Origin of the sequence: Pseudoalteromonas sp. S327 (assembly GCF_005886415.1) — a bacterium.
Classification (GTDB): Bacteria; Pseudomonadota; Gammaproteobacteria; order Enterobacterales; family Alteromonadaceae; genus Pseudoalteromonas; species Pseudoalteromonas atlantica.
On sequence record NZ_PNDP01000016.1, the window covers coordinates 1 to 24,308 of the forward strand.

Annotated in this window: 24 protein-coding genes and 1 pseudogene; 19 read left to right on the top strand and 6 right to left on the bottom strand. The window is 39.3% G+C overall.

The window, feature by feature from the left end; genetic code table 11:
* The 8 genes from CWB60_RS06065 to CWB60_RS06100 all read left to right on the top strand — a co-directional run.
* Positions 1 to 460 (top strand): hypothetical protein (locus tag CWB60_RS06065; protein WP_212746870.1); only part of this gene is annotated, 460 nt, incomplete at its 5' end.
* An 86-nt stretch (positions 461 to 546) separates the two neighbouring features.
* A complete protein-coding gene (locus CWB60_RS06070) occupies positions 547 to 1,521 on the top strand; it encodes a transposase (protein ID WP_138577320.1) in 975 nt (324 codons plus the stop codon).
* 451 nt (positions 1,522 to 1,972) lie between these two features.
* Positions 1,973 to 2,932, top strand: coding sequence for a phosphotransferase (locus CWB60_RS06075; protein WP_138577318.1), 960 nt, complete (start codon positions 1,973 to 1,975; stop codon positions 2,930 to 2,932).
* Between the two features lie 144 nt (positions 2,933 to 3,076).
* On the top strand, positions 3,077 to 3,709 hold the full coding sequence (upp, locus tag CWB60_RS06080) for a uracil phosphoribosyltransferase (RefSeq protein WP_004586497.1): 633 nt from the start codon (positions 3,077 to 3,079) through the stop codon (positions 3,707 to 3,709).
* 9 nt (positions 3,710 to 3,718) lie between these two features.
* Positions 3,719 to 4,957 (top strand): uracil-xanthine permease family protein, encoded by a 1,239-nt coding sequence (locus CWB60_RS06085; protein WP_054981874.1) that lies wholly within the window; start codon positions 3,719 to 3,721, stop codon positions 4,955 to 4,957.
* A 136-nt stretch (positions 4,958 to 5,093) separates the two neighbouring features.
* Positions 5,094 to 6,839: an HAD-IIB family hydrolase gene (locus tag CWB60_RS06090; protein ID WP_138577316.1), complete on the top strand. Its 1,746-nt coding sequence runs from the start codon at positions 5,094 to 5,096 to the stop codon at positions 6,837 to 6,839.
* A complete protein-coding gene (locus CWB60_RS06095) occupies positions 6,832 to 8,055 on the top strand; it encodes a glycosyltransferase family protein (RefSeq protein ID WP_029771978.1) in 1,224 nt (407 codons plus the stop codon). The genes CWB60_RS06090 and CWB60_RS06095 overlap by 8 nt, the downstream gene beginning before the upstream one ends.
* A gap of 24 nt (positions 8,056 to 8,079) precedes the next feature.
* Positions 8,080 to 9,858: a sugar phosphorylase gene (locus CWB60_RS06100; protein WP_004586493.1), complete on the top strand. Its 1,779-nt coding sequence runs from the start codon at positions 8,080 to 8,082 to the stop codon at positions 9,856 to 9,858.
* A 105-nt stretch (positions 9,859 to 9,963) separates the two neighbouring features.
* Here the strand turns inward: CWB60_RS06100 and CWB60_RS06105 are convergent, their stop codons facing one another.
* On the bottom strand, positions 9,964 to 12,810 hold the full coding sequence (locus CWB60_RS06105; RefSeq protein ID WP_138577314.1) for a TonB-dependent receptor domain-containing protein: 2,847 nt from the start codon (positions 12,808 to 12,810) through the stop codon (positions 9,964 to 9,966).
* 615 nt (positions 12,811 to 13,425) lie between these two features.
* Between CWB60_RS06105 and CWB60_RS06110 the strand changes: the two genes are divergently transcribed.
* Both CWB60_RS06110 and CWB60_RS06115 read left to right on the top strand, forming a co-directional pair.
* Positions 13,426 to 13,815: a cytochrome b562 gene (locus CWB60_RS06110; RefSeq protein WP_024031804.1), complete on the top strand. Its 390-nt coding sequence runs from the start codon at positions 13,426 to 13,428 to the stop codon at positions 13,813 to 13,815.
* A 199-nt stretch (positions 13,816 to 14,014) separates the two neighbouring features.
* Positions 14,015 to 14,401 (top strand): OsmC family protein, encoded by a 387-nt coding sequence (locus CWB60_RS06115; protein WP_004586490.1) that lies wholly within the window; start codon positions 14,015 to 14,017, stop codon positions 14,399 to 14,401.
* 51 nt (positions 14,402 to 14,452) lie between these two features.
* On the opposite strand, the pseudogene ykgO reads toward CWB60_RS06115, so the two are convergent.
* Positions 14,453 to 14,587, bottom strand: a pseudogene (gene ykgO / locus CWB60_RS06120) (type B 50S ribosomal protein L36).
* A complete protein-coding gene (locus CWB60_RS06125) occupies positions 14,587 to 14,850 on the bottom strand; it encodes a type B 50S ribosomal protein L31 (RefSeq protein WP_004586488.1) in 264 nt (87 codons plus the stop codon). Before CWB60_RS06125 ends, ykgO begins: the two are co-directional and overlap by 1 nt.
* 224 nt (positions 14,851 to 15,074) lie before the next feature.
* Between CWB60_RS06125 and CWB60_RS06130 the strand changes: the two genes are divergently transcribed.
* The gene (locus tag CWB60_RS06130) at positions 15,075 to 15,341 is read left to right on the top strand and encodes a hypothetical protein (protein WP_024031803.1); all 267 of its coding nucleotides are present in this window, start codon (positions 15,075 to 15,077) and stop codon (positions 15,339 to 15,341) included.
* 187 nt (positions 15,342 to 15,528) lie between these two features.
* On the opposite strand, the gene CWB60_RS06135 is transcribed toward CWB60_RS06130, so the two are convergent.
* Positions 15,529 to 16,572 carry a metal-dependent hydrolase gene (locus tag CWB60_RS06135; protein WP_138577312.1) on the bottom strand — a complete coding sequence of 348 codons (1,044 nt, stop codon included), beginning with the start codon at positions 16,570 to 16,572 and terminating at the stop codon, positions 15,529 to 15,531.
* Positions 16,573 to 16,820: 248 nt separating this feature from the next.
* Positions 16,821 to 17,708: a LysR family transcriptional regulator gene (locus CWB60_RS06140; RefSeq protein ID WP_138577310.1), complete on the bottom strand. Its 888-nt coding sequence runs from the start codon at positions 17,706 to 17,708 to the stop codon at positions 16,821 to 16,823.
* Between the two features lie 114 nt (positions 17,709 to 17,822).
* Here CWB60_RS06140 and CWB60_RS06145 point away from each other — a divergent pair, with 114 nt between their 5' ends.
* From CWB60_RS06145 to CWB60_RS06155, 3 genes are all read left to right on the top strand, one after another.
* On the top strand, positions 17,823 to 18,995 hold the full coding sequence (locus CWB60_RS06145) for an MFS transporter (RefSeq protein WP_004586485.1): 1,173 nt from the start codon (positions 17,823 to 17,825) through the stop codon (positions 18,993 to 18,995).
* A gap of 155 nt (positions 18,996 to 19,150) precedes the next feature.
* Positions 19,151 to 19,966, top strand: coding sequence for a 2,5-didehydrogluconate reductase DkgB (gene dkgB, locus CWB60_RS06150; RefSeq protein ID WP_004586484.1), 816 nt, complete (start codon positions 19,151 to 19,153; stop codon positions 19,964 to 19,966).
* Between the two features lie 65 nt (positions 19,967 to 20,031).
* A complete protein-coding gene (locus CWB60_RS06155; RefSeq protein WP_126008963.1) occupies positions 20,032 to 20,319 on the top strand; it encodes a putative quinol monooxygenase in 288 nt (95 codons plus the stop codon).
* A gap of 117 nt (positions 20,320 to 20,436) precedes the next feature.
* Here CWB60_RS06155 and CWB60_RS06160 read toward each other — a convergent pair whose 3' ends face one another.
* The gene (locus CWB60_RS06160; RefSeq protein WP_126008961.1) at positions 20,437 to 21,090 is read right to left on the bottom strand and encodes a DUF6058 family natural product biosynthesis protein; all 654 of its coding nucleotides are present in this window, start codon (positions 21,088 to 21,090) and stop codon (positions 20,437 to 20,439) included.
* Positions 21,091 to 21,262: 172 nt separating this feature from the next.
* Here CWB60_RS06160 and dapA point away from each other — a divergent pair, with 172 nt between their 5' ends.
* The 5 genes from dapA (at position 21,263) to CWB60_RS06185 (ending at position 24,295) form a co-directional block, all read left to right on the top strand.
* Positions 21,263 to 22,180, top strand: coding sequence for a 4-hydroxy-tetrahydrodipicolinate synthase (gene dapA, locus CWB60_RS06165; RefSeq protein ID WP_138577308.1), 918 nt, complete (start codon positions 21,263 to 21,265; stop codon positions 22,178 to 22,180).
* A gap of 119 nt (positions 22,181 to 22,299) precedes the next feature.
* Positions 22,300 to 22,995, top strand: coding sequence for a beta-ketoacyl synthase chain length factor (locus tag CWB60_RS06170; RefSeq protein WP_138577306.1), 696 nt, complete (start codon positions 22,300 to 22,302; stop codon positions 22,993 to 22,995).
* Positions 22,988 to 23,773, top strand: a complete 786-nt coding sequence (locus tag CWB60_RS06175) for a lysophospholipid acyltransferase family protein (protein ID WP_029771989.1) — start codon at positions 22,988 to 22,990, stop codon at positions 23,771 to 23,773. The genes CWB60_RS06170 and CWB60_RS06175 overlap by 8 nt, the downstream gene beginning before the upstream one ends.
* The gene (locus tag CWB60_RS06180; RefSeq protein ID WP_004586478.1) at positions 23,770 to 24,027 is read left to right on the top strand and encodes a phosphopantetheine-binding protein; all 258 of its coding nucleotides are present in this window, start codon (positions 23,770 to 23,772) and stop codon (positions 24,025 to 24,027) included. The genes CWB60_RS06175 and CWB60_RS06180 overlap by 4 nt, the downstream gene beginning before the upstream one ends.
* 22 nt (positions 24,028 to 24,049) lie before the next feature.
* The gene (locus CWB60_RS06185; RefSeq protein WP_004586477.1) at positions 24,050 to 24,295 is read left to right on the top strand and encodes an acyl carrier protein; all 246 of its coding nucleotides are present in this window, start codon (positions 24,050 to 24,052) and stop codon (positions 24,293 to 24,295) included.
* Positions 24,296 to 24,308: the final 13 nt, after the last annotated feature.

Below are 24,308 nucleotides of genomic sequence, written 5' to 3' on the forward strand. Positions count from 1 at the left end.
TGTGGGAGTCATTATGTCTATAAGCCACAAGGATAGTATGAAGATTATTTTAAAGTTTATTGGATTAATTTGGGCTGTTTCATTTTTTTCATTTTTCATCCTTTCTTTCTACTCAGGCACTGGTGGTGAAATACCTCCTATCGCTCAAGAGTATGTAACCAATTTTCAGGACTTATTAGAATCTTTTTTAACCTCCCACTGGTTTGTTATCGTTTTTATAGCTGGTTGGTTTGGTGTCTCTTATACGTTAGGAAAAGAAAGTGGCTGGCAAAATTTAGCTAAAAAGTATGGAAATAATAAATACGATAATCCAGACGAAAATTTCCAAACTGGAAATGGGTATATCGGCAAAACAAGACATAATGGTATTTTGAAAGTTGCAGCAAACAGCAAAGGAGTTTATTTAAGAGTACTTTTTCCTTTTAAGTTTGGTCATAAAAACTTGTTTATTCCTTCGTAAATAAACAAGACACCCATCTTAAATTTTGCACTTAACGCAATTAGAGGCTAGCTTTTGTTTAGTGCAAAAAACAGGCAGAGTGTCTTATGGCAATTGCAAGAAAGCGACAAGTAAGTTTGGTTGATACAAAATACTATCACTGTATTTCACGGTGTGTTCGTCGTGCATTTTTATGTGGCGAAGACCGTTTCACTGGTCAATCTTACGAGCATCGACGAGGATGGGTTGAAGATAAGCTGGGTGAATTAGCTAAGGTATTTTGTATTGATGTGTGCGCTTATGCCGTAATGAGCAATCATACCCATTTAGTACTGTATGTAGATGATAAAAAAGCAAATAGGCTGAATGATAAAGCGATTGTTATTCGCTGGCATAAACTTTGTAAGGGCACATTGTTAACGCAAAAATACATACAAGGCGAGAAGCTAAGTAAAGTTGAACTCATCTTTTTCAATCAAACGGTAAAACAATACCGAGAACGTTTAGCAAGTATCAGCTGGTTTATGCGCCTGTTAAATGAAGATATAGCGCGAAGAGCAAATAAAGAAGATAATTGCACAGGGAGGTTCTGGGAGGGTAGATTCAAATCGCAAGCTTTACTTGATGAAGCCGCAATTGCAGCGTGTATGGCCTATGTAGATTTAAACCCCATTAGAGCCAAGATGGCTAACACGCCAGAAGAGTCAGACCATACCAGCGCTCAAGTACGCTTAATATGCGCAAAAGAAGGCAAGCAGCCAAAACAACTACTTCGCTTTGCAGGTTTGCCACGTCAAATTATGTCTAAAGGGCTGCCGTTTGAGCTTAAATCGTACCTTGAACTTGTTGAGCTAACAGGGCGAGTAATGCGAGAGGGTAAGCACGGGCATATAGATAATATGACCCTTCCTTTGCTAGAAAGGCTTAATATATCATCAGAAAACTGGTTAAAACTCACCACACAATTTACACGCGTATTTCATGGTGCAGTGGGCAGGCCAGCCTCACAAGACGGGTATTGCGAAAACTTAAACCGAAAGCGGCGAGCGAATATCAGTAACTGCGCAAAGTTATTCGCTTAGAGCCTAATCACTTTTGAGCACTCCAACTACATAATGTAGGTTTTTTTGTGGCAGCCATTTGAGCTTTATTTAGCAATACTTCTATTTTAAAACTCAAATTTTTTTGGACAGTTAAAAACATAAATTCATTAGTTAACTTTAACCTTTTGTAATTTAGAAATTAAGGTGGGTGTCACGCTAAAAATTGTGCTATTGAGCACTCCCACTACATAATGTAGGGATTTTTGTGGCTGGCATTTATGCTTTAACTAGTAATACCTCTATTTTAAAACTCAAAATATTTTTGGACAGTTAAAAAACATAAATTCATTAGTTAACTTTAACTTTTTGTAATTCACTTTGTAGAAATTAGGTGGGTGTCAGACTAAGTAAGGGGCTTATGAATGCTATCGTTTTATTAAAAATACCTTCTAATGTTAAACTATAAAAAACTTAATGACTTAATATAGCAATGGCATTTTATCTTCCTCTTTTACAGCCTCATTTTAAACACATTGAAATTGGTAATACGCTAACATCGCTTTGGAGCGGGTGTGGCAGTATTGTCGAGTGCACGCTTGATGCCGAGCCATGTGTTATCAAAGCGATTAAAATACCAAGCTACATAAACCATCCAAAAATTAAACAAAGCGAATTTGCATTAAAGAGAAAGCAGCAGTCTTATAAAGTTGAATATAATTTTTATAGGTTATACAGCGCGTACTTACCGACAAGCGCTAAAAGTATTACCTGTATTAATGCAATTAATGATGGTGACGATTATGCGTTAGTATTTAAAAACTTTACTCAATATGGTTTTGCTCAAGCAAGCTCACAGCATATAAAGGCAATACTAAACTGGTTAGCATTTTTTCATGCCTTTAATTTAAATAAGCCAGCAAAGGGCTTATGGCAACAAGGGAACTATTGGCATTTGAGCACACGGCCAGATGAGTTTAATAAGTTAAAACAAAGCGCTGACAAAAAGTCCGATATTAAAAATGCGGCTCATAAAATTGATAAAACACTGCAAGCATCACCCTACAAAACCTTGATACATGGCGATGCTAAACTTGCCAATTTTGCTGCAAATGAGCAAAGTGAAATACTCGCTTATGACTTTCAGTATGTTGGGGCTGGGGTAGGGATTTGCGATGTAATGTATTTTATGACCAGCTGCTTAAACGACGAGCAATTACATACCTGCGCCGATGAGTATTTACATTACTATTTTAGCCAATTAAAAAATGCGCTTTTAGTGTTTCAACCGCAAATAAATGCCGATGACGTAATTGCAAAGTGGCATGCATTATGGCCATTAGCTTGGGCCGATTTTTATCGTTTTTTAGCGGGTTGGAGCCCAACTCATTTTAAAATAAATAGCTACATGTTGGCGCAAGTAAATTTAACGTTATCAGATAACAACTTATAAACATAAAGCAGTGTGTCGCTTGCATAAATATCAAGCAAATCAATGCATTTTGGCACGATCTATGAAAACTTATTTAAAATTGCAGGTCAAATGACCTTTTTTAATATAAAATACCGCCAATTCTTGTATCAGTAGGTTTTTATCATGTCAATTCACGTAATTTCACACCCTCTAGTTCAACACAAATTAGGCTTAATGCGCGCTCACGGTATAAGTACTAAAAGCTTTCGTGAATTATGCTCTGAGGTAGGTACTTTATTAACCTACGAAGCAACTAAAAACCTACAGTTAGAAGATAACGAAATTACTGGCTGGGACGGCAACAAATTAAAAGTAGAGCACATTAAAGGCAAAAAAATTACTGTTGTGCCTATTTTACGCGCAGGCCTTGGCATGATGGATGGCGTAATGTCATTACTCCCAGCGGCTAAGGTAAGTGTAGTGGGCCTTGAGCGTAACGAAGAAACGCTTGAGCCAGTACCTTACTTTGAAAAGTTAGTAGGCAATATTGATGAGCGCTTAAGCTTAGTTATAGACCCAATGCTTGCAACTGGCGGCTCAATGATTGCTACTATCGATATGCTTAAAAAAGCAGGCTGTAAAGACATTAAAGTAATTGTACTGGTTGCTGCACCTGAGGGCGTTGAAAAAACATTAGCCGCTCACCCTGATATTGAGATTTTTACTGCCTCAGTTGATAGCCATTTAAATGAAAAGGGTTACATTATCCCAGGGCTTGGCGATGCAGGTGACAAAATTTTCGGTACGGTTTACTAAGGTTTAACAGTGCAAAATAATTCTACATTTTCTATAAAAACCATTTTAACCGGCGCCCAAATGTTGTTTGTAGCATTTGGTGCGTTAGTGTTAGTGCCTTTATTAACGGGGCTTGACCCAAGTGTCGCTTTGTTTACAGCGGGTATAGGTACTTTATTATTTCAGGTAGTGACGAAAGGCAAGGTGCCTATATTTTTAGCGTCATCATTTGCGTTTATTGCGCCTATTATTGCCTCAGTACAAATGTGGGGCGTACCAGCCACCATGGGTGGTTTAATGGCAGCGGGCTGTGCTTATATGCTGTTAGCGCTATTGGTTAAATTTAAAGGGGTGGCAACTCTTCATAAAATTTTGCCGCCTGTGGTCGTCGGCCCCGTTATTATGGTGATTGGTTTAGCCCTTGCACCGGTTGCGGTAAATATGGCAATGGGTAAAAGTGGCGACGGCAGTATTGAACTTATTGCTTACGATAAAGCCATTATTATTTCGCTGTTTTCTCTTGTTGTAACACTTATTTTTGCAGTGTGGGGCAAAGGTGTATATAAGCTGATCCCTATATTAGCGGGTGTTATATCGGGTTATGTTTTATCACTGGTAATGGGTGTGGTTGAATTTGGTAGCGTAAATGAAGCGAGCTGGTTGGCTGTACCAAACTTCACATGGCCCGAATTTAAGTGGCAAGCCATTCTCTTTATGGTGCCTGTTGCCATTGCACCTGCTATTGAGCATATTGGCGATATGATGGCTATTAGCCAAGTAACCAATAAAGACTTTTTAAAAAAACCAGGCTTACATCGCACCTTATTTGGTGATGGCTTAGCCACTGCCGCTGCCTCTTTATTTGGTGGTCCGCCAAACACTACTTACTCTGAAGTAACTGGCGCAGTGATGCTGACCAAAAACTTTAACCCTAAAGTAATGATGTGGACTGCTATAATTGCTGTGGTACTGGCCTTTGTGGCAAAAATGGGCGCTGGTTTACAAACAATTCCTGTACCTGTGATGGGCGGCATAATGATTTTGTTATTTGGCTCAATTGCGGTAGTGGGCTTAAATACGTTGGTTAAATCTGGTGATGACTTAACTGCACCCCGTAATTTAAGTATTGTGGCACTTATATTAGTATGCGGTATTGGCGGTATGCACATTGGGGGTAGCCAATTTAGCTTAGAAGGCGTTAGCTTGTGCGCCATTTTAGGTATTGTGCTTAACTTAGTATTGCCAAAAGCCGAACCAGAAACTGATTAATTTTGCACTGTATGTAAAATTTACGCACCAAAATAGCGCATACTAATTGCGCTATTTTTGTAAGTTACTAATAATTAAATAAAAATAATAGTGGTCTAGTACCTGCATTTGTTACTTCATAATATAAGGAGTTACTATGTCAGAGGCCAGTATTGTGGATATAACCCCATTTTTAGCAAAGCACCAATTGCCTTTAAAGTATCAGTACCTTAGTGAGCAATTTTTTATCCCGCTTGCACACGATATTCTAGAATCAAAAAAAAATAACACCCCTATTTTTGTCGCCATAAATGGATGCCAAGGTTCAGGAAAAACCACCCTCGCAGATTTTTTAGTTACTTGGTTTAGTAACAACACGCCGTTTACCAGTGTCGCGCTTTCTATTGATGATTTTTACTTATCTAAAGCACACCGCCAAGGACTTGCCAAAGACGTACACCCATTATTTGCCACCCGTGGTGTGCCTGGCACCCACGATGTAGGGTTAATGAATACCACCATAAGCCGGTTACTTGCAAAGGAGGTTGGCGTGCCTTTGCCTAAATTTGACAAGCATCACGACGATTGCAGCCCCGAGCAAACATGGCAATGTAACAATAAACCCATTGATATTATTATTTTAGAAGGCTGGTGCGTAGGTAGTGAGCCACAACCGTTATTTTCTTTAAGTGAGCCTATAAACGAGTTAGAAACACAGCACGATAAAGAAGGCGTGTGGCGTCGTTGTGTAAACAGTTGCCTAGCAAATGAATACAAAAGTGTGTTTAGTAAAATAGATTACACGGTGATGCTCAAAGCGCCGAGCTTTGAAGATGTATTTAAGTGGCGACAAGAGCAAGAGCAAAAGCTTATTGCCGCTAAGGGCGAGGGCGATGGCACCATGAGTGATGAGCAACTGGTGCACTTTATTTCTCATTTTGAGCGTATTACTCGCGAAAACTTAAACACCCTAAGTGCTAAAGCTAACGCCCTTATAGAGCTTGATAGTAATCGCGATATTAGTGCTATGCACTTAACCAGCGACGATACGCTGCAACCTATTATATTTACCGACTTAGATGGCACGTTACTCGATCACGCCGATTACAACACTAAAAATATCAGTAGCTTGCTGCAAGACTTACAAGCAGCCCACATTCCTGTGGTGTTTAATACGAGTAAAACATTTTGCGAAGTGGTTGAACTTAAAAACGAGCTTAATATTCAACAGCCTTTTATTGTTGAAAATGGCGCGGCTGCTTATTTACCCGTAGATTATTTTGAGCTTAAACCCATTGGCTGCTCGCAAGTAGGGGCGTATTGGTGTTATGCATTTGCATCACCCTTATCTAATTTACTTAGTGATTTAGGCTCCTTAAGCAGCGAATATAAATCGCATTATAAGTTATTTAGTGATTTGTCGAGCGAGCAAATATCATCCCTCACCGGGCTTGATGAAGCGCATGCAAGGCGCGCTCAAACACGCGATTTTTCAGACCCACTTTATTGGCACGGAAGCGATGAATTACTTAATGCGTTTGTAAACGATGTTAAAGCTCTCGGCTACGAAATAAAAATAGGCGGGCGGTTTATACATATTGCTAAAAACACCGATAAAAGCGCTGCACAGCAGTGGTTAGTTAAACAAATTTCACAACATTTTAGAAAGCCTCTCACGGTAATTGCACTAGGTGATAGTGACAACGATAAGCAGATGCTAGAGCAAGCTGATATCGCCATTATCATACATAACCCAAGCAGTAAAAAGCCGGTTAAGTTAACACATAACAAGGCGCGTTATTCCCAATCGCCCGCTCCACTGGGTTGGATTGAAGAAATAACCACATTGCCTTGTATTAGCAGCATTTTAAATACTATTGAGGAGCGAAAATCACATGGCTGATTTTTATCAAAATGGCATCATCACAACCTTACATAACATCGCCGATAGACCGGTAGAAGCGCTTGAAGAAGAGCTAATTAGTTTTAGTAAGCAACGGCCAATGGGGTTAATACTCCCTTCGTTGTTTAGTGAGCTTGAAGGCCCAGCGCTGCAAAACATTGTAAAAGAACTCAGAGAGGTTCCTTATTTATCGCAAATTACCATAGGTTTAGACAGGGCAGACGAGTCACAATACCGCCATGCTTTAGGCTTTTTTAAAGAGCTTAACCAAAACCACAAAGTGCTTTGGAACGATGGTCCTCGTTTGCAAGCGCTTGATAAAGAATTACAAGAGCTAGGCGTTGCACCGCGTGAGCTTGGTAAAGGCAGAAACGTGTGGTATTGCATGGGTTATAAATTGGCCACCTCAGAGGTAGAGTCGATAGCCCTGCACGATTGCGATATTTTAACTTACGACAGAGGTTTGTTAGCGCGCTTAATTTACCCTGTAGCACACCCTCGTTTTAATTATGAATTCTGTAAAGGCTTTTACCCACGTACTGCAAACGGCAAAATTAATGGCCGAGTATCGCGCTTATTAGTAACGCCGTTATTACGCTCGTTCAAAACTATTTTAGGCAATACCGACTACCTTGAGTACATGGATACCTTTAGATACCCGTTAGCAGGGGAGTTTTCGTTTAGACGTGATGTGCTAAACGATATTCGTATTCCGAGTGATTGGGGCCTTGAAATTGGCGTACTAAGTGAAATGTACCGTAATTATTCGCATAATCGCTTATGCCAAGTGGATATTGCTGATAACTACGATCATAAGCATCAGGAACTTTCTCTTGATGACCAAAACGCCGGTTTATCTAAAATGTCGATAGACATAACCAAGGCACTATTTAGAAAATTAGCCACTCAAGGGGTTACTTTTACCAGCGAAACAATTCGTTCTTTAAAAGCAACTTACTACCGTATTGGTTTAGACTTTATAGAAACGTATCATAACGATGCACTGATGAATGGTTTAACCTTAGATGTGCACCAAGAGGAAAAGGCCGTAGAAATGTTTGCCAAAAATGTTATGGAAGCAGGTCAGCACTTTTTAGATAACCCAATGGAAGCGCCATTTGTGCCAAGTTGGAACCGTGTTGTATCGGCCATGCCAGATGTTTTTGAGCGCTTAAGAGAAGCGGTTGATCTTGATAATAAAGAATTTAGTGAATAAATAAAACAATAATAAGGGGCGCGTGTGAATACAGTAAGCGAATTATTTTTACAGCGGGTAGAGCAACATCTACATATTATTTATAAAGATGTTGAACTGCCCTTAAGTATTACAGAGCTGGCTGAGCAGCTTATAACTATAATTTTAGGCGACAGCCCGCTGCGCGACCCTACACCCCATACTAACCGTTGGGACGAGCAAGATATTATATTAATAGCCTATGGCGACTCTATTATTAAGCACGATGAGGGAGACCAAGCTGTTGCAAAACCGGTAGAAGCACCGCTTAAAACCTTGCACCGGTTTATAAAAGAGCAGTGCGATATGCAGCTTAATGCTTTGCATATATTGCCATTTTACCCGTATAGCTCTGATGAAGGCTTTGCGGTAATGAACTACGTGCAAGTAAATGAATCGCTAGGAGATTGGCAAGATATAAAAAATATCGCCAAAGATGTAAAGCTAATGGCAGATTTAGTGATTAATCATTGTTCTAGCCGAAGTGTATGGTTTGAAAACTTTTTAAACGATTTGGACCCCGGCAAAGATTACTTTAAAACGGCAAGTTTAACCGATGATTTATCTAATGTAGTACGCCCGCGTACGTCACCACTATTAAATACGGTAACCACACCAAGCGGCGAAAAACATGTATGGTGTACGTTTAGCCACGACCAAGTTGATTTTGATTTTGGTAACCCGGAAGTTTTAAAAGAATTTATAAGCATTATTCGCCATTATTTAGATAACGGCGTACGTTTGTTTAGGCTAGATGCGGTTGCATTTTTATGGAAGCAGCTCAATACAAATTGCATTAATTTACCGCAAACGCATGAAGCAGTTAGGCTTATTCGCACCCTTATAGAGCATACTGAGCCAAGCGTTGTCATAATTACCGAAACAAACATACCAAACCAAGAAAACCTCTCTTACTTTGGTAACGCCAACGAAGCCCACAGTATTTATAACTTTGCTTTACCGCCCTTATTACTGCATACATTACTCAGTGGAGATAGCACAGCCATTAAGCATTGGATGATGAGTATGCCGCCTGCGCAAAACGGCACCACTTACTTTAACTTTATTGCCTCGCACGATGGCATTGGACTTAGGCCAATAGAAGGCTTGTTACAACCAAGCGAAGTAGCGTCATTGGTGAGTACGTCTATGCAGTTTGGCGGGCGTGTATCAATGCGCACCAGTAACGATGGTACGCACACACCGTATGAACTAAATATTGCACTTTTTGATGCATTACAAGGCACGCATAATGGGCAAGATAAGTTTGGCCTTGAGCGATTTATGTGTGCACACGCCATTATGTTTGCGCTTGAAGGGATCCCTGGGCTTTATATTCATAGCTTGCTTGGCACAACGAACGATTACGAACGCTTTGAAAACTCACAGCATAACCGTGCTATTAACCGTCATCGTTGGCAAGAGTCAAAACTATTATCGGCTTTAGGTGATAAATATAGCCATCATCACAAAGTGTTTAATGGTATTAAGCATTTATTAGGTATTCGAAAAAAACAAAGTGCATTTCATCCTAATGCCACGCAATTTACGCTGCACTTAGCGGGGGGATTATTTGGTTTTTGGCGGCAAAGTATAGACAGGCGCCAAAGTATATTTTGCGTTTATAACATAAGTGATAAACCACAAGTACTTACCCTTGCAGATTTAAACTTAATTAACACCCAGCAGTGGTTTGATTTAGTGGCTAATGAAACAATTACCGAGGATCAACTCACTATAGAGCTAGAGCCATATCAAAGTGTATGGTTAAGTAATATTAAATGAAGTGCAGTAATACCAATTTGCAAAATAGATCACTTAATTAAGCGCATTGGTATAAAAAGGCTCGCAGTGCGAGCCTTTAACTTAATTAATAAACGTTGTTACTAATTATAAGCTGTAGCTTAAGTTAATGTAGCCAAAGCGGCCAATGTTATCGTAACTTGCGCTGTTTTCGCCGGTCCCGCGTGTACCGTACGGAAGTTTACGATTAAATAGGTTATCAACACCTACTTTAACGCCTAAGCCGCTATCGAAGTTGTAACCCACTGTCATATCGGTAATAAAGTATTTACCGTAAGACATTTGGTTACTTGGGTTCGAGTTACTCGCAAGCTCTACATTTGTGTATAAATCAACTTCGCTGATAAAGCGTGTTTCAACCGTTGAATAAAAGTTATCCATTACGTAGCTTACAGATAGGTTAGTCTGCCATTTCGCTTCGCCGGTTGTACCTGCATACTCAATATATGAACTAGGATCATCCTGGAACGGGTAATCTTTGCGTTCAATAAGGTAAGTACCAATTAAACGTGTTTTAAAGCTACCTTCTAGCGCATCAAAGTCATAGCCTAGTTCAAAATCAACACCAGACGCCTTTTGACCAGCTACGTTAAGCACTGAGTTTTGAATCAGCGAAATTTCACCACTGGCATTACGTGTAATTAAATTACAGTACTGATTGTCTATACCTGTTGTGCTATCAACACAGCGGTCAAGTATTTCTTGCGCGTCGATTGTGTCAATTGCATTTTCTAGATCAATTTCCCAGTAATCTATAGTAAGCACAGCGTTTTCTAAAAACTCTGGTTGATAAACAATACCTACCGTTGTACTTGTAGACTCTTCACCTTTAACATCACGGTTACCGCTTGTTAAGCCATCTAAAGAGGCTGAGTCGTAACCTGAGTTAAAGTCACTTGCAACACCTAATGCAGCACAGTTTGCGGTGCGTGTTGCTGCATTTGATAAATTAGCTATGTTTTCAGCGCGGCACGGGTCTTCTACATTGTAGAAAGTTTGGCTTGCTGCACCAAATACTTCACTTATGTTAGGCGCACGAAGTGCTGCAGATTGCGTTACACGCACACGTAGTTCATCGTTAACAGTCCAATCAAGGCCTAGTTTCCAGCTAGTTGCTTCGCCAATTGTGCTGTAATCAGCATGACGTACTGCGGTATCAAATACTAAATCTTGAATAAGCGGTAAGTCAGTTAAAATAGGCATAGTTGCTTCAAAAAATACTTCACGCACATTAAACGAGCCTTTATCTTCGCCTAAAGCGTTAAAAAATGTACCTTCTGCGTTATCAGGCTCTTTTGTTTCGCTTTCTTCTTTACGGTATTCAGCACCAAACGCAACACCTACATAACCTGCTGGTAATTCAAATATAGCGCCATTGGCAAGTGAACCAGAAACCACGGTTTGCTTAATAGTTGACGTACCTACAGAGACCGTATTTATGTAATCAATCGCTTGCTGAGATGGTGCGCCAAAACCCATAATGTTTACCGGTACACAGCCATCAGCTTGTGCAGCAGCGCTGCGACATACGATGTTGCCATCTGCATCTTCAACGGCATCAAGGGCATTAAAGTAGTTGGCTAAAATCATATTAGCGCCATTTTCGCGCTCTAAGTCAGTTTGACCATACACAACTGATGTATCTAATTCCCAGTCTTCAAACACAGTCCCTTTTAAGCCTGTAACAAAACGCGTTGTTTCACGTGTATTATTTTCAACGCGGCGGCCAAGGTCACTCATCATGCGGTTAACCATGATTGAATCAACGCCTTCCTCTTGCATACGCGCTTTGATATCTGGGTCTAGGTAAGGGTTATCAATTTTAATGCTGTTGTCGCTGTCAAAAAAGAAAAACGCAGGTTGACCTATGCTTTCGCCTTGGCTATTTACGTATTTTGCATCAAAGTAGACGTTTAAATCGTCGGTAACATCGTAGTTAACTTTAAAGTTTACGTTGTAACGCTCAAACTCAGGTTGTATTTCTTCAAATTGGCCTAGGTTAAAAAAGTCACATTCTGCACATGAATATGGATCTGCGTTATTGCCTATGTATAAGTCACGAGCACTGCTATCCGGGTTAAAGCTATTAATAAATTTACTTGGATCTTCAAGTGCATAAACACCTGCATCATTGATGGCGAAATAACCCGCATTAGGTGTTAAAATTTTATCAGGAAAGTCAGCACTATTTTTGTTCTCATCCGTTTGGGCTTGGTTAGGTAAGCTGCTAAAAGATGTGCTAGTCCAAGGGTGGTCAAGTGCATTTAATGAATCTTGGCCTGAGTACTCAATAGCAAAAGCGGCATTACCACGGTCGTTATCAAAATTAGAGCCGTACGAGAACGTTGCTTTTTCGTTGTTGTAGCTGTTTAAATCGGCAAAACCACGGGTAACGCTAAAATCCATACCTTCAATGTTGTCTTTTAATATAAAGTTGACAACACCTGTAACCGCATCAGCACCGTATACAGCTGATGCACCACCAGTAATAATTTCTACTCGCTCAACCCAGACGCTCGGAATAGTATTTGTATCAACAGCTTGAGAGCCCGCTGAGCTAGATACGTGGCGCTTACCGTTTACAAGTACTAAGGTACGGTCGGTACCCATGTTACGTAAATCAAGAATGTTTAAACCAGCAGTACCAATAAAGCGGCCTGAGTTAGCCATTGAATATGTATTGCCAAGTGCTGGTAAGTTGTTTAGTGCTTCACCAATGTTTACAGCGCCAGTATTAATTAGCTGCTCGCCGCTTATAACTGTTACTGGTGCCGGTGCAATAGCGCCTTCACGTAAAATACGCGAACCCGTTACTTCAACGCGTTCAATTTTTGTCGCTTGCTCATCTTGTGCAAGTACAGAATTACTCGCTGTTGCAGCAGCAGTAATCAATGCACATTTAATGCTAGTAGAAAGTAAATTATGACGTTTCATGTGTTTCCCAAAGGAGATTTTATAATAATTAAATACATTATCTTTTAGCTAAATACACAGTGCATTTAGCCTAAGCCCTATAACTTTTGTTATAGGGCCGGCGATTATTGCATGCGTATTATTTTATTAAAAGCAACTAAAATAAGCCTAAATCACTAACATGAAATAAGTTACAGGTGAGTTGTTGTTAAATTAACAACAAAGCGAGGTGATGTTAGGAGTATAAGTTTTATGGGTGTTTACGGTTTGTTTATTAATTGCTGTCAATTAATTTACATTGGAATTGTATTGGTAATATTAAAGAGTTTATTTTGAGCGCCATTGATTTGATAATGGCTTAAATATAACCATTGAGTGTATTTTAACCTTTAAATGGGGTGCTCTAATTATAGGCGAATTTGTAAGGTTTATGTATTTAATTTAACTTGTTAAATGAGTCAACTTTTGAGAAATAGTAAGAATAAAAATTAAATTTGAAAATTTTTCACTATAAAACTTGCAGTATCACAATTTTTGTAAAGCCCCTTTACAGTTATCTAGCATCCTATGCACCTTGAGTTACTTTATTACGTAAACTTGATACACTTATACTGTTTTTTATAAATAGGTTTTACCATGAAGTTTTTAGTTTTAATTTTTACTTTTGTATTTAGTACTGCGGCCATTTCAGAGCAAGAAGTTGATCTCGAAGTTAATATGAAAAATACAGGCCTTGCTTATAAAAATGCGGTGCAAGCAGTAGGTATAGGTGGCTTTAATACCGCCATAGATAAGTTTATTACTTTGGTTGAAACCAGTAAAAAAGCGACCTTTCATAAAGAAGCACAAATGTCGCTACAAGGGCTAGATAAAGTTATTGCGCAAGCAAAGTTGGCAAAAAAATTAGCGAATGAGCGCGGGCTTGATGCAGCAAAGCCAGCCCTTAAAAATATAGATGATTTACGCAAGAAGTATCATGAGTTGCACGAGCCTCCGGGTTTTTTTGACTTATTGTTTGGTAATTAACCTCAGCTTTTTTGTAAATTAATGTCGAGCAGTTATTTCAGCGCTACATATGCTAACTTTTTCGCAGTAGCGCATTATTGATGCGCAGATTTGTGATGTTTTAATAAAATGTATAGCTGCAGATTAAGTAGTTTGAATGCTCATTTTTCAATATTTAGTAAAGCTCTTATTTAGGGTGCAGATTAATTAAGGAATAGTAATGGAAATTTCAGTGTCATTGTTAGAGGGTCAAAAACAAAGTGCAAAATTTGGCGACCTTGAAGTAATAAGCGATCAAAGTATTAATGCTGGTGGCGGTGCCGAGCACCCAGAACCGTTTGACTACTTTTTAGTAAGCATGGTGCTATGTGCTGGGTTTTATGCACGTAAATTTTGTGAGCAACGCGATATCTCTACACAAGGGATGACGCTTACGCAAAATAATGAAAACGTAGATGAAGAAGGTAAAAAATTATTTTCTATCGAAATTAATTTACCAGATGGCTTTCCTCAAAAATATAAAAAAGCACTTATTGCTGCGGTTAATACGTGTACTGTTAAAAAAGTGATTCAGGCCCAACCTGAGTTTTCTGTAGTTGTTAAATAAAAAATACGGGTAAACATGGTTCGTTTACCCGTATACTTCACGGAATTAGTGTTATTTTTTCTTCATTCCTTGTACTGCTTTAAAACGTGGATTGTCTTTACATATTACAAAAACACGTCCTTTTCGCTTCACTATTTGACATCCTGGTCATTGCTTAGCGCTTTTAAGCGAGCTTAATACTTTCATTACTCACCTTTTTTGGCAGTAGATAAGTTTTTAAAGCGACGGTTAAACTGCGCGACACGGCCGTCACTAGCCACCGTTTTTTGCTTACCAGTGTAAAATGGGTGCGAGTCGCTAGACACATCAATAGGCACATACGGATACGTTTTCCCTTCAAGCTCAATAGTGCGGTCTGTTTTAATGGTTGAGCCAATAATGAAGTAGCTATCGGCAGCTGTATCGTGAAAAGCAACCACGTTGTAATCTGGATGGATATTAGGTTTCATAATACGCCTCAAGTTGTTATGTGATAATATAACTATAGGTTATCGCGTTTACGGCATTTGTGCAAATGATTTTTACTCTCATTTACTGGTATTTTTGCTGGCTAATTGCGCAAACAATTCAAAAAATAACCACTTAAACCAAAAATACTGGCTATTAGTTTTTAGGCTGTTATAACTATATAAAAAGTGTTAACAAGAAAATTTTTACGGTTTAGAGGTAAGCTATGAGCGACGCAGCACAACAAGAACAAATAGACCAAGGGGTGATGGAAACCCTTAGAGAGCGCGATCACACAGTCTTATCTGAGCAAATTAATCCAATAGACTGTACACACAACGATATTATTGAGCTATTAGCACAATATATGGCGTTAAGTGAGCAAGATAACGACGAACTATTTGACGATTGGTTTGATAATCTAAATAAAGAACAGCACACTGTTTTAAAAGTGTTTGAGGTATACCGAGGCCAATACGAGCACCAAAATTAATACTTAGGCGCAGGTGAAACGCTCACTTAGCTGCGCCTTATTAATTAACCACCAACCTGAGCTTTGGATAATAAATCTATTTCAAGCTGCTAATTTGTTTTGTTTCACTTAAAATTTTAGCTAGCGAAAGCAAACTTAAATATTTTAACGCCAGCTCAGATTAATGAATGCAATTATAATCAGAGTGTTAAGGCATTTTCATACAGTTTTTGTCTGCATAGGACGGGGCTAAACTGACATCAGGGTTCCAAATTCTACCCCACACTTTACTTAGGCTACTTAAATTTGAGCGCTGATTTAGTTTTTCAAAGTTGCTTACCTGCACTCCTTTGTTAGTTTTTTCTCCAACTGCAAAATTAAATACGTAATAACACTCCATGCCCATACGTAAGTCGGATAAAACAATTTTATTTTGCTGCTCTTTCACGCTATAAAAACCTTTAGTAAACCACTGCAAACGTTTTATGCCCCATTCATTTTTAATATCGTTTAGCAAAGCGGGGCTTGTGTTATAGCGGTTTATTGTAACCTCTTCAGGGGAGTCAAATACCGAGGCATAACTTATGTAATATTGCCCATCAGACATCGCTACAACTCGCCATAGCAAGGTCGTAAGTGGGGCGGGGGTGCTTACATAGTTATTAATGTGTATGTGTTTATGTGCAAACGCGGCGTCTATTTTATTGTTAATTATTACTTTTAAAATAAGAGAGCTACATAAATAAAGGCTACTGAGCACAAGCATAGCGGCGTTAATTTTATAAATGCGCGGTGTATGTATTTTAGGTATTAAAGTGCACAGAAAGGCCAACAATAACGGCAGGGTGTACAGGGGATCAATTATAAATATATTTGAAATAGCAAAAGGGTGCTCGCTAAGCGGCCATATTAATTGCGTACCATATACTGTAAAGCTATCAAGTAATGCATGGGTCGATAAACATAAAAATACCAGCCAAAACCAGCGCGCTTTATGTATTTGCATGCCGGAGTGTATTTTTAAAATAAGCCAAACAATAAGGGGGCTAATTAATAAGTGCACAATAAACGAATGGCTAAAACCGCGATGATAAGTAAATGCCTCCACTGGCCCGCCATAAGGAATAAAAACATCTAAGTCGGGTAAAGTACCTAAAGCAGCACCCCATAAAGCGGCTTTTCGGCCAATTTTATTACCTAATACGGCGTAACCTACTGCGCTACCTAAAACTACCTGCGTTAACGAGTCCATTTTATTCCTTTTTATTTAGGGTGTTAGTTATGCTGCCCTTGGGCTCAAAACCAATCCACAATAATACTTAATCATATTGCGGGGCTAAACGTGTCGCTACCTGCGTTAAAAAATTTTCATTTACGACTGCATGGATGCAGAAGCAATTGCTGAGAACAACGAAATAGCCAATTTTTTGCCTAGCTAGCAAAACGTTTTTCCAGCCACAATATAGATTACTTAATTAAACGTTTGGTATAAAACGTCACTTACAATTTCAGCAGTGGTTTTATAAAGTCTAAAAAGGCCATTATACGCGACGATACAGCACTGTTTTTGTAATACACCGCTTGCACAATTTCGCGGTTGTTTGGCGTGCTGATACTCCCTGGCAGTATTTCTATTAGCTTGCCTGATTTTAAATCATCACCAATCATAAAGTGCGAAAGCAGCGCCACCCCTTGGTTTGCCAAGCATAGTTGGCGTACAGTTTCGCCGCTACTTGCGGTTAGGCCAAAATTTAAAGCTGTGGGCGATTTTAGCGGCCAGTTATTAAGTTTGGGCGAGTCGGTAAAGCCAATGAGTTTATGCTGAGTTAAGTCGCTGGTGTGCGAAATAGTCGGTGTATGTTTAAGGTAACTAGGGCTTGCAACTAAATGCAATTTACTTACGCCGAGCTTTTTTGCATGTAGGTTGGAGTCTTTTAACTCGCCTATACGAATTGCTAAGTCGGTTTTATGTTCGAGCAAATCTATAATGCTGTCGTGGGAGGTTATATCGAGCGTAATGTGGGGATATTGCGTATTAAATTCAGCAATTAAAGGTACCAATTGGTGCAGTACAAAGGGGCTTGCTGCATCAATACGTAATTTTCCACTAGGGGCTTGTTTTAAAAGCTTTATTGCTTCTTCGCCGGTTTGTAAGGTGTTTAAGCCATCGCGAGCATATTTAATAAAGGTATGGCCCTCTTCGGTTAGCTCTAATCGGCGAGTGGTCCTATTTAGTAATGTACATTGTAACGTGTTTTCAAGGCGAGACACGGCCCGCGATACTTTTGCAACTTGCTGATCAAGCAAATTAGCTGCTGCTGAAAAACTTCCGCTATCTACTACCGTTAAAAACATTTCTAAGTCTTCGGTTTTTGCATGCTGAGCCATACGTGAGCACCTTACTTTTGCATTAATTACAAAAGTATTTTGTCACTAATGCTATTTTTTGCAAACACATTTTTAGTCAAACTGTAAGTCTTAACTAATAATGAGGATTTAATTATGCCATTGGCTTTGTGGGCGCTCACCTTAAGCGCATTTGCAATAGGAACAACCGAGTTCGTAATAGTGGGATTAGTGCCTACTATTGCAAACGATTTAGGCGTAAGCCTACCTTCAGCCGGTTTGCTAGTTAGTTTATATGCAGTAGGGGTTGCCATTGGTGCACCAGTACTGACCGCACTAACTGGGCGTTGGAACCGTAAAATTGTACTAATAAGCTTAATGGGCTTATTTGTTTTAGGTAACTTACTTGCATGGCAAGCGCCTAGTTACGAAACATTAATACTAGCGCGTATTTTAACAGGCTTGGCTCACGGGGTGTTTTTCTCAATTGGCTCAATGATTGCCACAAGCTTAGTAAGTAAAGATAAAGAAGCCAGTGCTATTGCTATTATGTTTACCGGACTTACTGTAGCGCTAGTGACGGGTGTGCCACTAGGCACTTGGATTGGCCAACACTTTGGCTGGCGAGCAACGTTTTTAGTGGTGTCGGTACTGGGTTTAATCGCTTTAATTGGCAGCGCTATTTTAGTACCAAAAAACTTAAAACAGTCTATTCCGGCAACGTTTAAAGAGCAGCTTCAGGTTATTGTTAAGCCGCGATTATTACTCGTATATTTAATGACAATTTTAGGTTACGGCGGCACGTTCACTGCGTTTACTTACTTAGCACCTATTTTAGAGCAAGAAACAGGTTTTGCTCCTTCAGCGATTGGTTTAATTATGCTGGTTTACGGTGTATCGGTAGCCATTGGTAATATTTGGGGCGGAAAACTGGCTGATAAACGCGGCCCAATTAGCGCACTGAGTATTATATTTAGTGCGCTGACAATTATTTTATTGGCTTTTACTTTTACGATGGAGTCAAAAGTAGCGGCCGTACTGACTATTTTAGTATGGGGTGCATTTGCGTTTGGTAACGTACCGGGTTTACAGCTTTATGTCGTAAAGCAGGCGCAAAAGCATACTCCTAATGCGGTAGATGTCGCATCGGGCTTAAACATAGCAGCGTTTAATATTGGTATCGCACTGGGCTCAATTATTGGTGGCAGTGTAGTAGAGGGTATGTCACTTCAAGATACCGCTTGGATTGGCGCAGCAATTTGTGCTCTAGCATTAGTAGTAACTCGTTACAGTGGCATGCTTGATAAGCGAGAAGTGAAACAAGCATAAAGTATTCTGTTAAGGTTGAAACTTAAATTTATGACCTCATTACCTGTATTGAGGTCATAAATTTTTAGGTGACAACACAAAAGAAGTAAAAGGTGTATTTCGTAAAACTTTAAACAGTTTGTATTTTTAACCGATTATTTTATAAGGATAGAGCCATGACACAACGTGTAATAGAAATGCCAGATTTAGGCATGGGAACATTCCGTTTAGAAGGCGATACCGCCTACAATTCAGTAAAAATGGCGTTAGAAGTGGGGTTTCGTCATATTGATACTGCGCAAATTTATGGTAACGAAGAGCAAGTAGGCCAAGCCATAAAAGATAGTAACATTCCGCGCAGCGAAATATTTTTAACCACCAAAGTGTGGAACAATAAGCTTAACAAAACTGACTTTATTGCCAGCGTTGAAAAGTCACTTGAGAAATTACAAGTAGACTCTGTCGATCTACTGCTTATTCATTGGCCAGCGCCTTCAAATGATGAACCAATGAGTGAGTACCTAACGGAGCTTTTAAAAGCTAAGCAGCTTGGTTTAACAAAACATATTGGCGTATCTAATTTTACTATTGCCAACTTAAACGAAGCAATGCAAACACTTGATTCGCGTGAAATATTTACTAACCAAGTTGAGGTGCATCCGTATTTAACCAATACTAAGCTACGCGCTTTCTGTGCCCAGCACGACATTCACGTTACAGCGTATATGCCATTTGTAGTTGGTAAAGTACTTAAAGATCAAACTATTATTGATATTGCTAATAAGCATGAGGCATCGCCAGCGCAAGTAGTTATTGCATGGATTAATGCCAACGGCATGACCACCATTCCATCGTCAACTAAGCGTAAAAACTTAGAAGATAACTTTAATGACCATGTTAAATTAGACGCTGAAGACATTGCTCGTATTGACGGACTTGATTGTGGCGACCGCCAAGCTACGCCTGATTTTGCGCCGCAGTGGGATCAGTAATAAAATACGCAAAACAACATTAGGTGTAGCAAAGCTGCACCTTTATTTTTTTAAAAGGACTCCGTATGTTAACGGTAATTGCCACTATAGCGAGCAAAAATATCGACGCAGAGGTTGTTTTAACTGCGCTCGAAAATCTGCAAAAGTATTCACGTCAAGAAGTGGGTTGTTTGCGTTACGAGTTGTCGGTTAAACGTGACTCAGACAAAACCGAGTACCTTGTAAGTGAGCAGTGGGCGTCGCAAGAACACTTTGAAGCTCATAAACAAGAGCCTCACTACAAAGCATTTGGTACCCAAGTTACCGGGCTTGTAACAAGCAGTAATATTGATGTGTACAACACCATCGGCTAGTAAAAAGCACTCTTAATATTAGTTAATGAGTAAAATACAGTGGCGGCGTAAACTTACATCGCCATTTGCGTTACTTAGTCTTTTAAATACCCACCTCGTATTAAAACCTCAGCCATTTTATTTAATCGATAAATCGTACTTTAAAATAAGTGCATCTATGTAACGGGCACGTAATGTGTGTTGTTTTTCGTGATCGGCACCGTGGCCTAATGCTTTATTGAGTAATTTCATCGCGGGGTGAAGCTGCGTACGCTCTTGTTGGTTTAAACTCCCTTTAGTGCGCAATTCAGTAATATCGTCTACCAGCAAGCGGCCTATATCCACACATACTATTTCGTCAATTAAACCGTTTTGTGTCAGTACGCCGTATTTGCTGCATAAAAACTGTTGCCACACTTGCTGTAAATGCTCGTCTATTTCGCAGCCAAATAATTCTTCATCAAAACTAAAGCCTTGCTGGGCAAGTTTACTCAGGCTTGCCGTGTACTGCTGCGCAAAGTAATTAAAGGCATTACTAGAGGATTCTATTTTTTGTTTTATTAGCCCTTGCCCCCAATTTACACAGCCGCGCGGGTAATAGTCATCGTACTCTTCACATTCATACAAACCAGAGTACGAGCTGCAACTTAATTGGCTTTTTATGCAATAACTTGGTTTAGGAAAAATACTTTGCTGCTGCCATGTATCTAGTTGCTCGGCATCAATATTTAAAGCATGGCAAAGCTCATCGGTGTTATAAAAATGAGTGGCTAAGTAGTCAGATAAACGCATAATGGCTCGCTTAAAGTTAAAAACACAAACACTGTTTAAATGTACAGTATTTGTATTTTGTATTATCAAACTAAATAACACAAGCCATTTTACGTTTATTATTCGCTTAGGCCTGCAAAAATGCTTGCAAGTATGTTACAAATAGCGCAAGTTTTATAAATAATGAATTTTTATGCGCACCCTAGAACAAATTAAACAAGCAAGCTTAATTACCGCCATTAAAACCCCATACTTAGCGAATGGTGAAATAGATTTAGCAAAGTACGATGAACTCGTTGAAATACAAATTGCAGCGGGTGTAGATGGCATTGTGGTTGGTGGTACAACCGGCGAAGGCCAGCTAATGAACTGGGAAGAGCATTTAATGCTTATCGCGCACAGTGCAAATAAATATGGCGATAAGCTGGTAATTGTAGGGAATACGGGTAGCAATAATACCCGCGAAGCTATTAAAGCCACTAAGTATGGCTTTGCAAGTGGTATGCATGCCGCGCTGCAAATTAACCCATATTATGGCCGCACTTCTATTGCTGGTGTTAACGAGCACTTTAAACGTGTACTGGATATTGGCCCTGCGTTTATTTACAACGTAGCAGGGCGCACAGGGCAAGATTTAACCCCTGATATTATTGAGCCATTAGCAAAACACCCTAATTTAATTGGTGTAAAAGAATGTGGTGGTAACGAGCGTATTGCTCATTACGAACAGCAAGGCATTGCGTGTTGGTCAGGTAACGATGACGAAGCACACGATGCACGTCACACGCACAATGCACACGGTGTTATATCGGTCACATCTAATCTTATACCAGGGTTGTTCCGCCAGTTAATGGATACTAAAAATGATGCGTTAAATACCTCATTACAACCTTTAATGAACTGGCTATTCTGCGAGCCAAACCCGATTGCAATAAACACCGCAATGATGATGACAGGCGCGGTAAATCCCGTATTTAGATTACCGTATGTGCCACTGAGCGATGAGCAACAAGCACAAGGCGAGGCCTTAATAAACGAGCTTAACGTTGATGATATTGTGGGCAATAAAGCTAAGAGTATAAAACAAAGTGATATTGCTTTGCTTTCTTAGGTTATATGAGCCAGCGCTGAACAGTTAGTAAGTGCTGGCATTTATTTAATGAATATTTTACTTTTATTGCTAATATCGGTAAAATTCTCGCCCCCTTACTTACTAAATAACGTTTATTTGTGAAATTTGTTGTTGAACAACTCGCTACATGGATTAAGCCTGAACAGCGACAAAGCCCCTATGAAAATTGGTACGACTCATCACCAATTACATTAAGTTGGGTACCTGCAATGCAGCGCAGAAGAATGACACCATTTGTAAAAATGGTTTTACATACTGCGCACCAGGTTACAAATGATAAAGGGTATGAAAACATGCCTGTTATTTTTTCATCACGCCATGGCGATTTCCATAAAACAGCTAATTTATTAGGAGAGCTTGGTGAGAAACAACCTCTATCTCCGACAGGCTTTGGTTTAAGTGTGCACAACGCTGCGATTGGTATGTATAGCATTATTAGCGGTAACACCCAACCTATGAACGCTATCGCAGCGGGTAAGGATAGCTTTGCTTGCGCTTTGATTGAAGCATATATAAAGTTGGTTGAGTATAAACAACCACATATATTACTTGTGCATACAGATGAGTCACTCCCAGAGCCGTACACAACATTTGTTGATGAGGCACAAATAACACATTCTATTGCGTTAGTTATACGTTTAGCTACAGAAAAAGAAGCTCATTTTAGTTTAACTAAACAAGCCACTAACAATAGCGAACAAACAACTACTCCTTTAAGTTTAGAGCTTGCTAAAGCAATGTTTAACAAACAAAGCGCCAGTGCTAATGGTTGGTTGTTAACACACTATGCTTAATACAATAATAAGAGTAATAGGCCTTGTTTGGCGCATTATAGCCACTGGCCTTTGTTTTAGTGTATTTGGTTTGGGTGGGCTATTTTTAGCCTTACTACTATTCCCCGTTCAACGTTTATTTCAACGCTGTCCTGTAAAGCAAAAAGAAGATGCGCGTACGGTAGTGCATTATAGCTTTAAATTTTTTGTCGCTTTAATGCATTATACTGGCGCTATCCGTTTTCATATTAAAGATAAAGCCCATTTAGCTAATTTGAAAGGCGAGCTTGTTTTGGCTAATCACCCATCACTTATTGATGTTGTGGTACTTATATCGGTTATTAAAAATGTTGATTGCGTTGTAAAAGCACACCTTTTTAAAAACCCTTTTATGCGTGGTGTGATAAAAAGTACAGGTTATATAAGCAATGAAGACCCGCAAGAATTATTAAAAGAATGCGAGCAAACACTAAAAAGAGGGAATAACTTAATTGTTTTTCCTGAGGGAACACGTTCAGTACCTCATAATTCGCTTAAATTTAAAAGAGGGGCTGCAAATATAGCCCTTAGATGTCATGCCCCTATAACCACCGTATTGATTAAAATGAAACCTAATACGTTAACTAAAGGGACGCCTTGGTACAAAGTAGCCCCATACCAAGCGCATTTTTCTATGCAACTAGCACCACATTCTTTCAAAAGCGATATTATTTATACAAGCGACGTACCTGCAATACAGTCCCGCCAGCTTACGAAAGGCTTACAACAATACTTTACAAAAGAGCTTAGCTATATATGAGTGAATTAAAACAACAAATTAAACAATTGATTATTTCGAGCCTAGATCTTGAAGATATGACCACTGCCGATATAAAAGACGACGAGCCTTTATTTGTAGATGGTTTAGGGCTAGATAGCATTGATGCGCTAGAGCTCGGGCTTGCTATCAAAAAAGAATTTGACGTAAAAATTGATGCAAATTCAGAACAAACTAAAGCGCATTTTGCGAGTGTTAACTCTTTAGCGCAATTTATAGAACAATCACGTACTTAATTAACACACACTAGGAATAATAATGAAAACCGCTGCTGAAATTTATGATGTATTACACGGCATTTTAGAAAATGAATTTGAAATAGATGCTGAAGATATCTCTTTAGAAGCTAACCTGTACGAAGATTTAGACTTAGACAGTATTGACGCTGTAGATTTAGTTGTTAAGTTACGTGAAATTACAGGTAAGAAAATTGAGCCTGACGCATTTAAACAAGTTCGCACTGTGCAAGATGTTGTATCTGAAATAGAAAAGCTCGTTAAATAAGCATGTTTAAGGC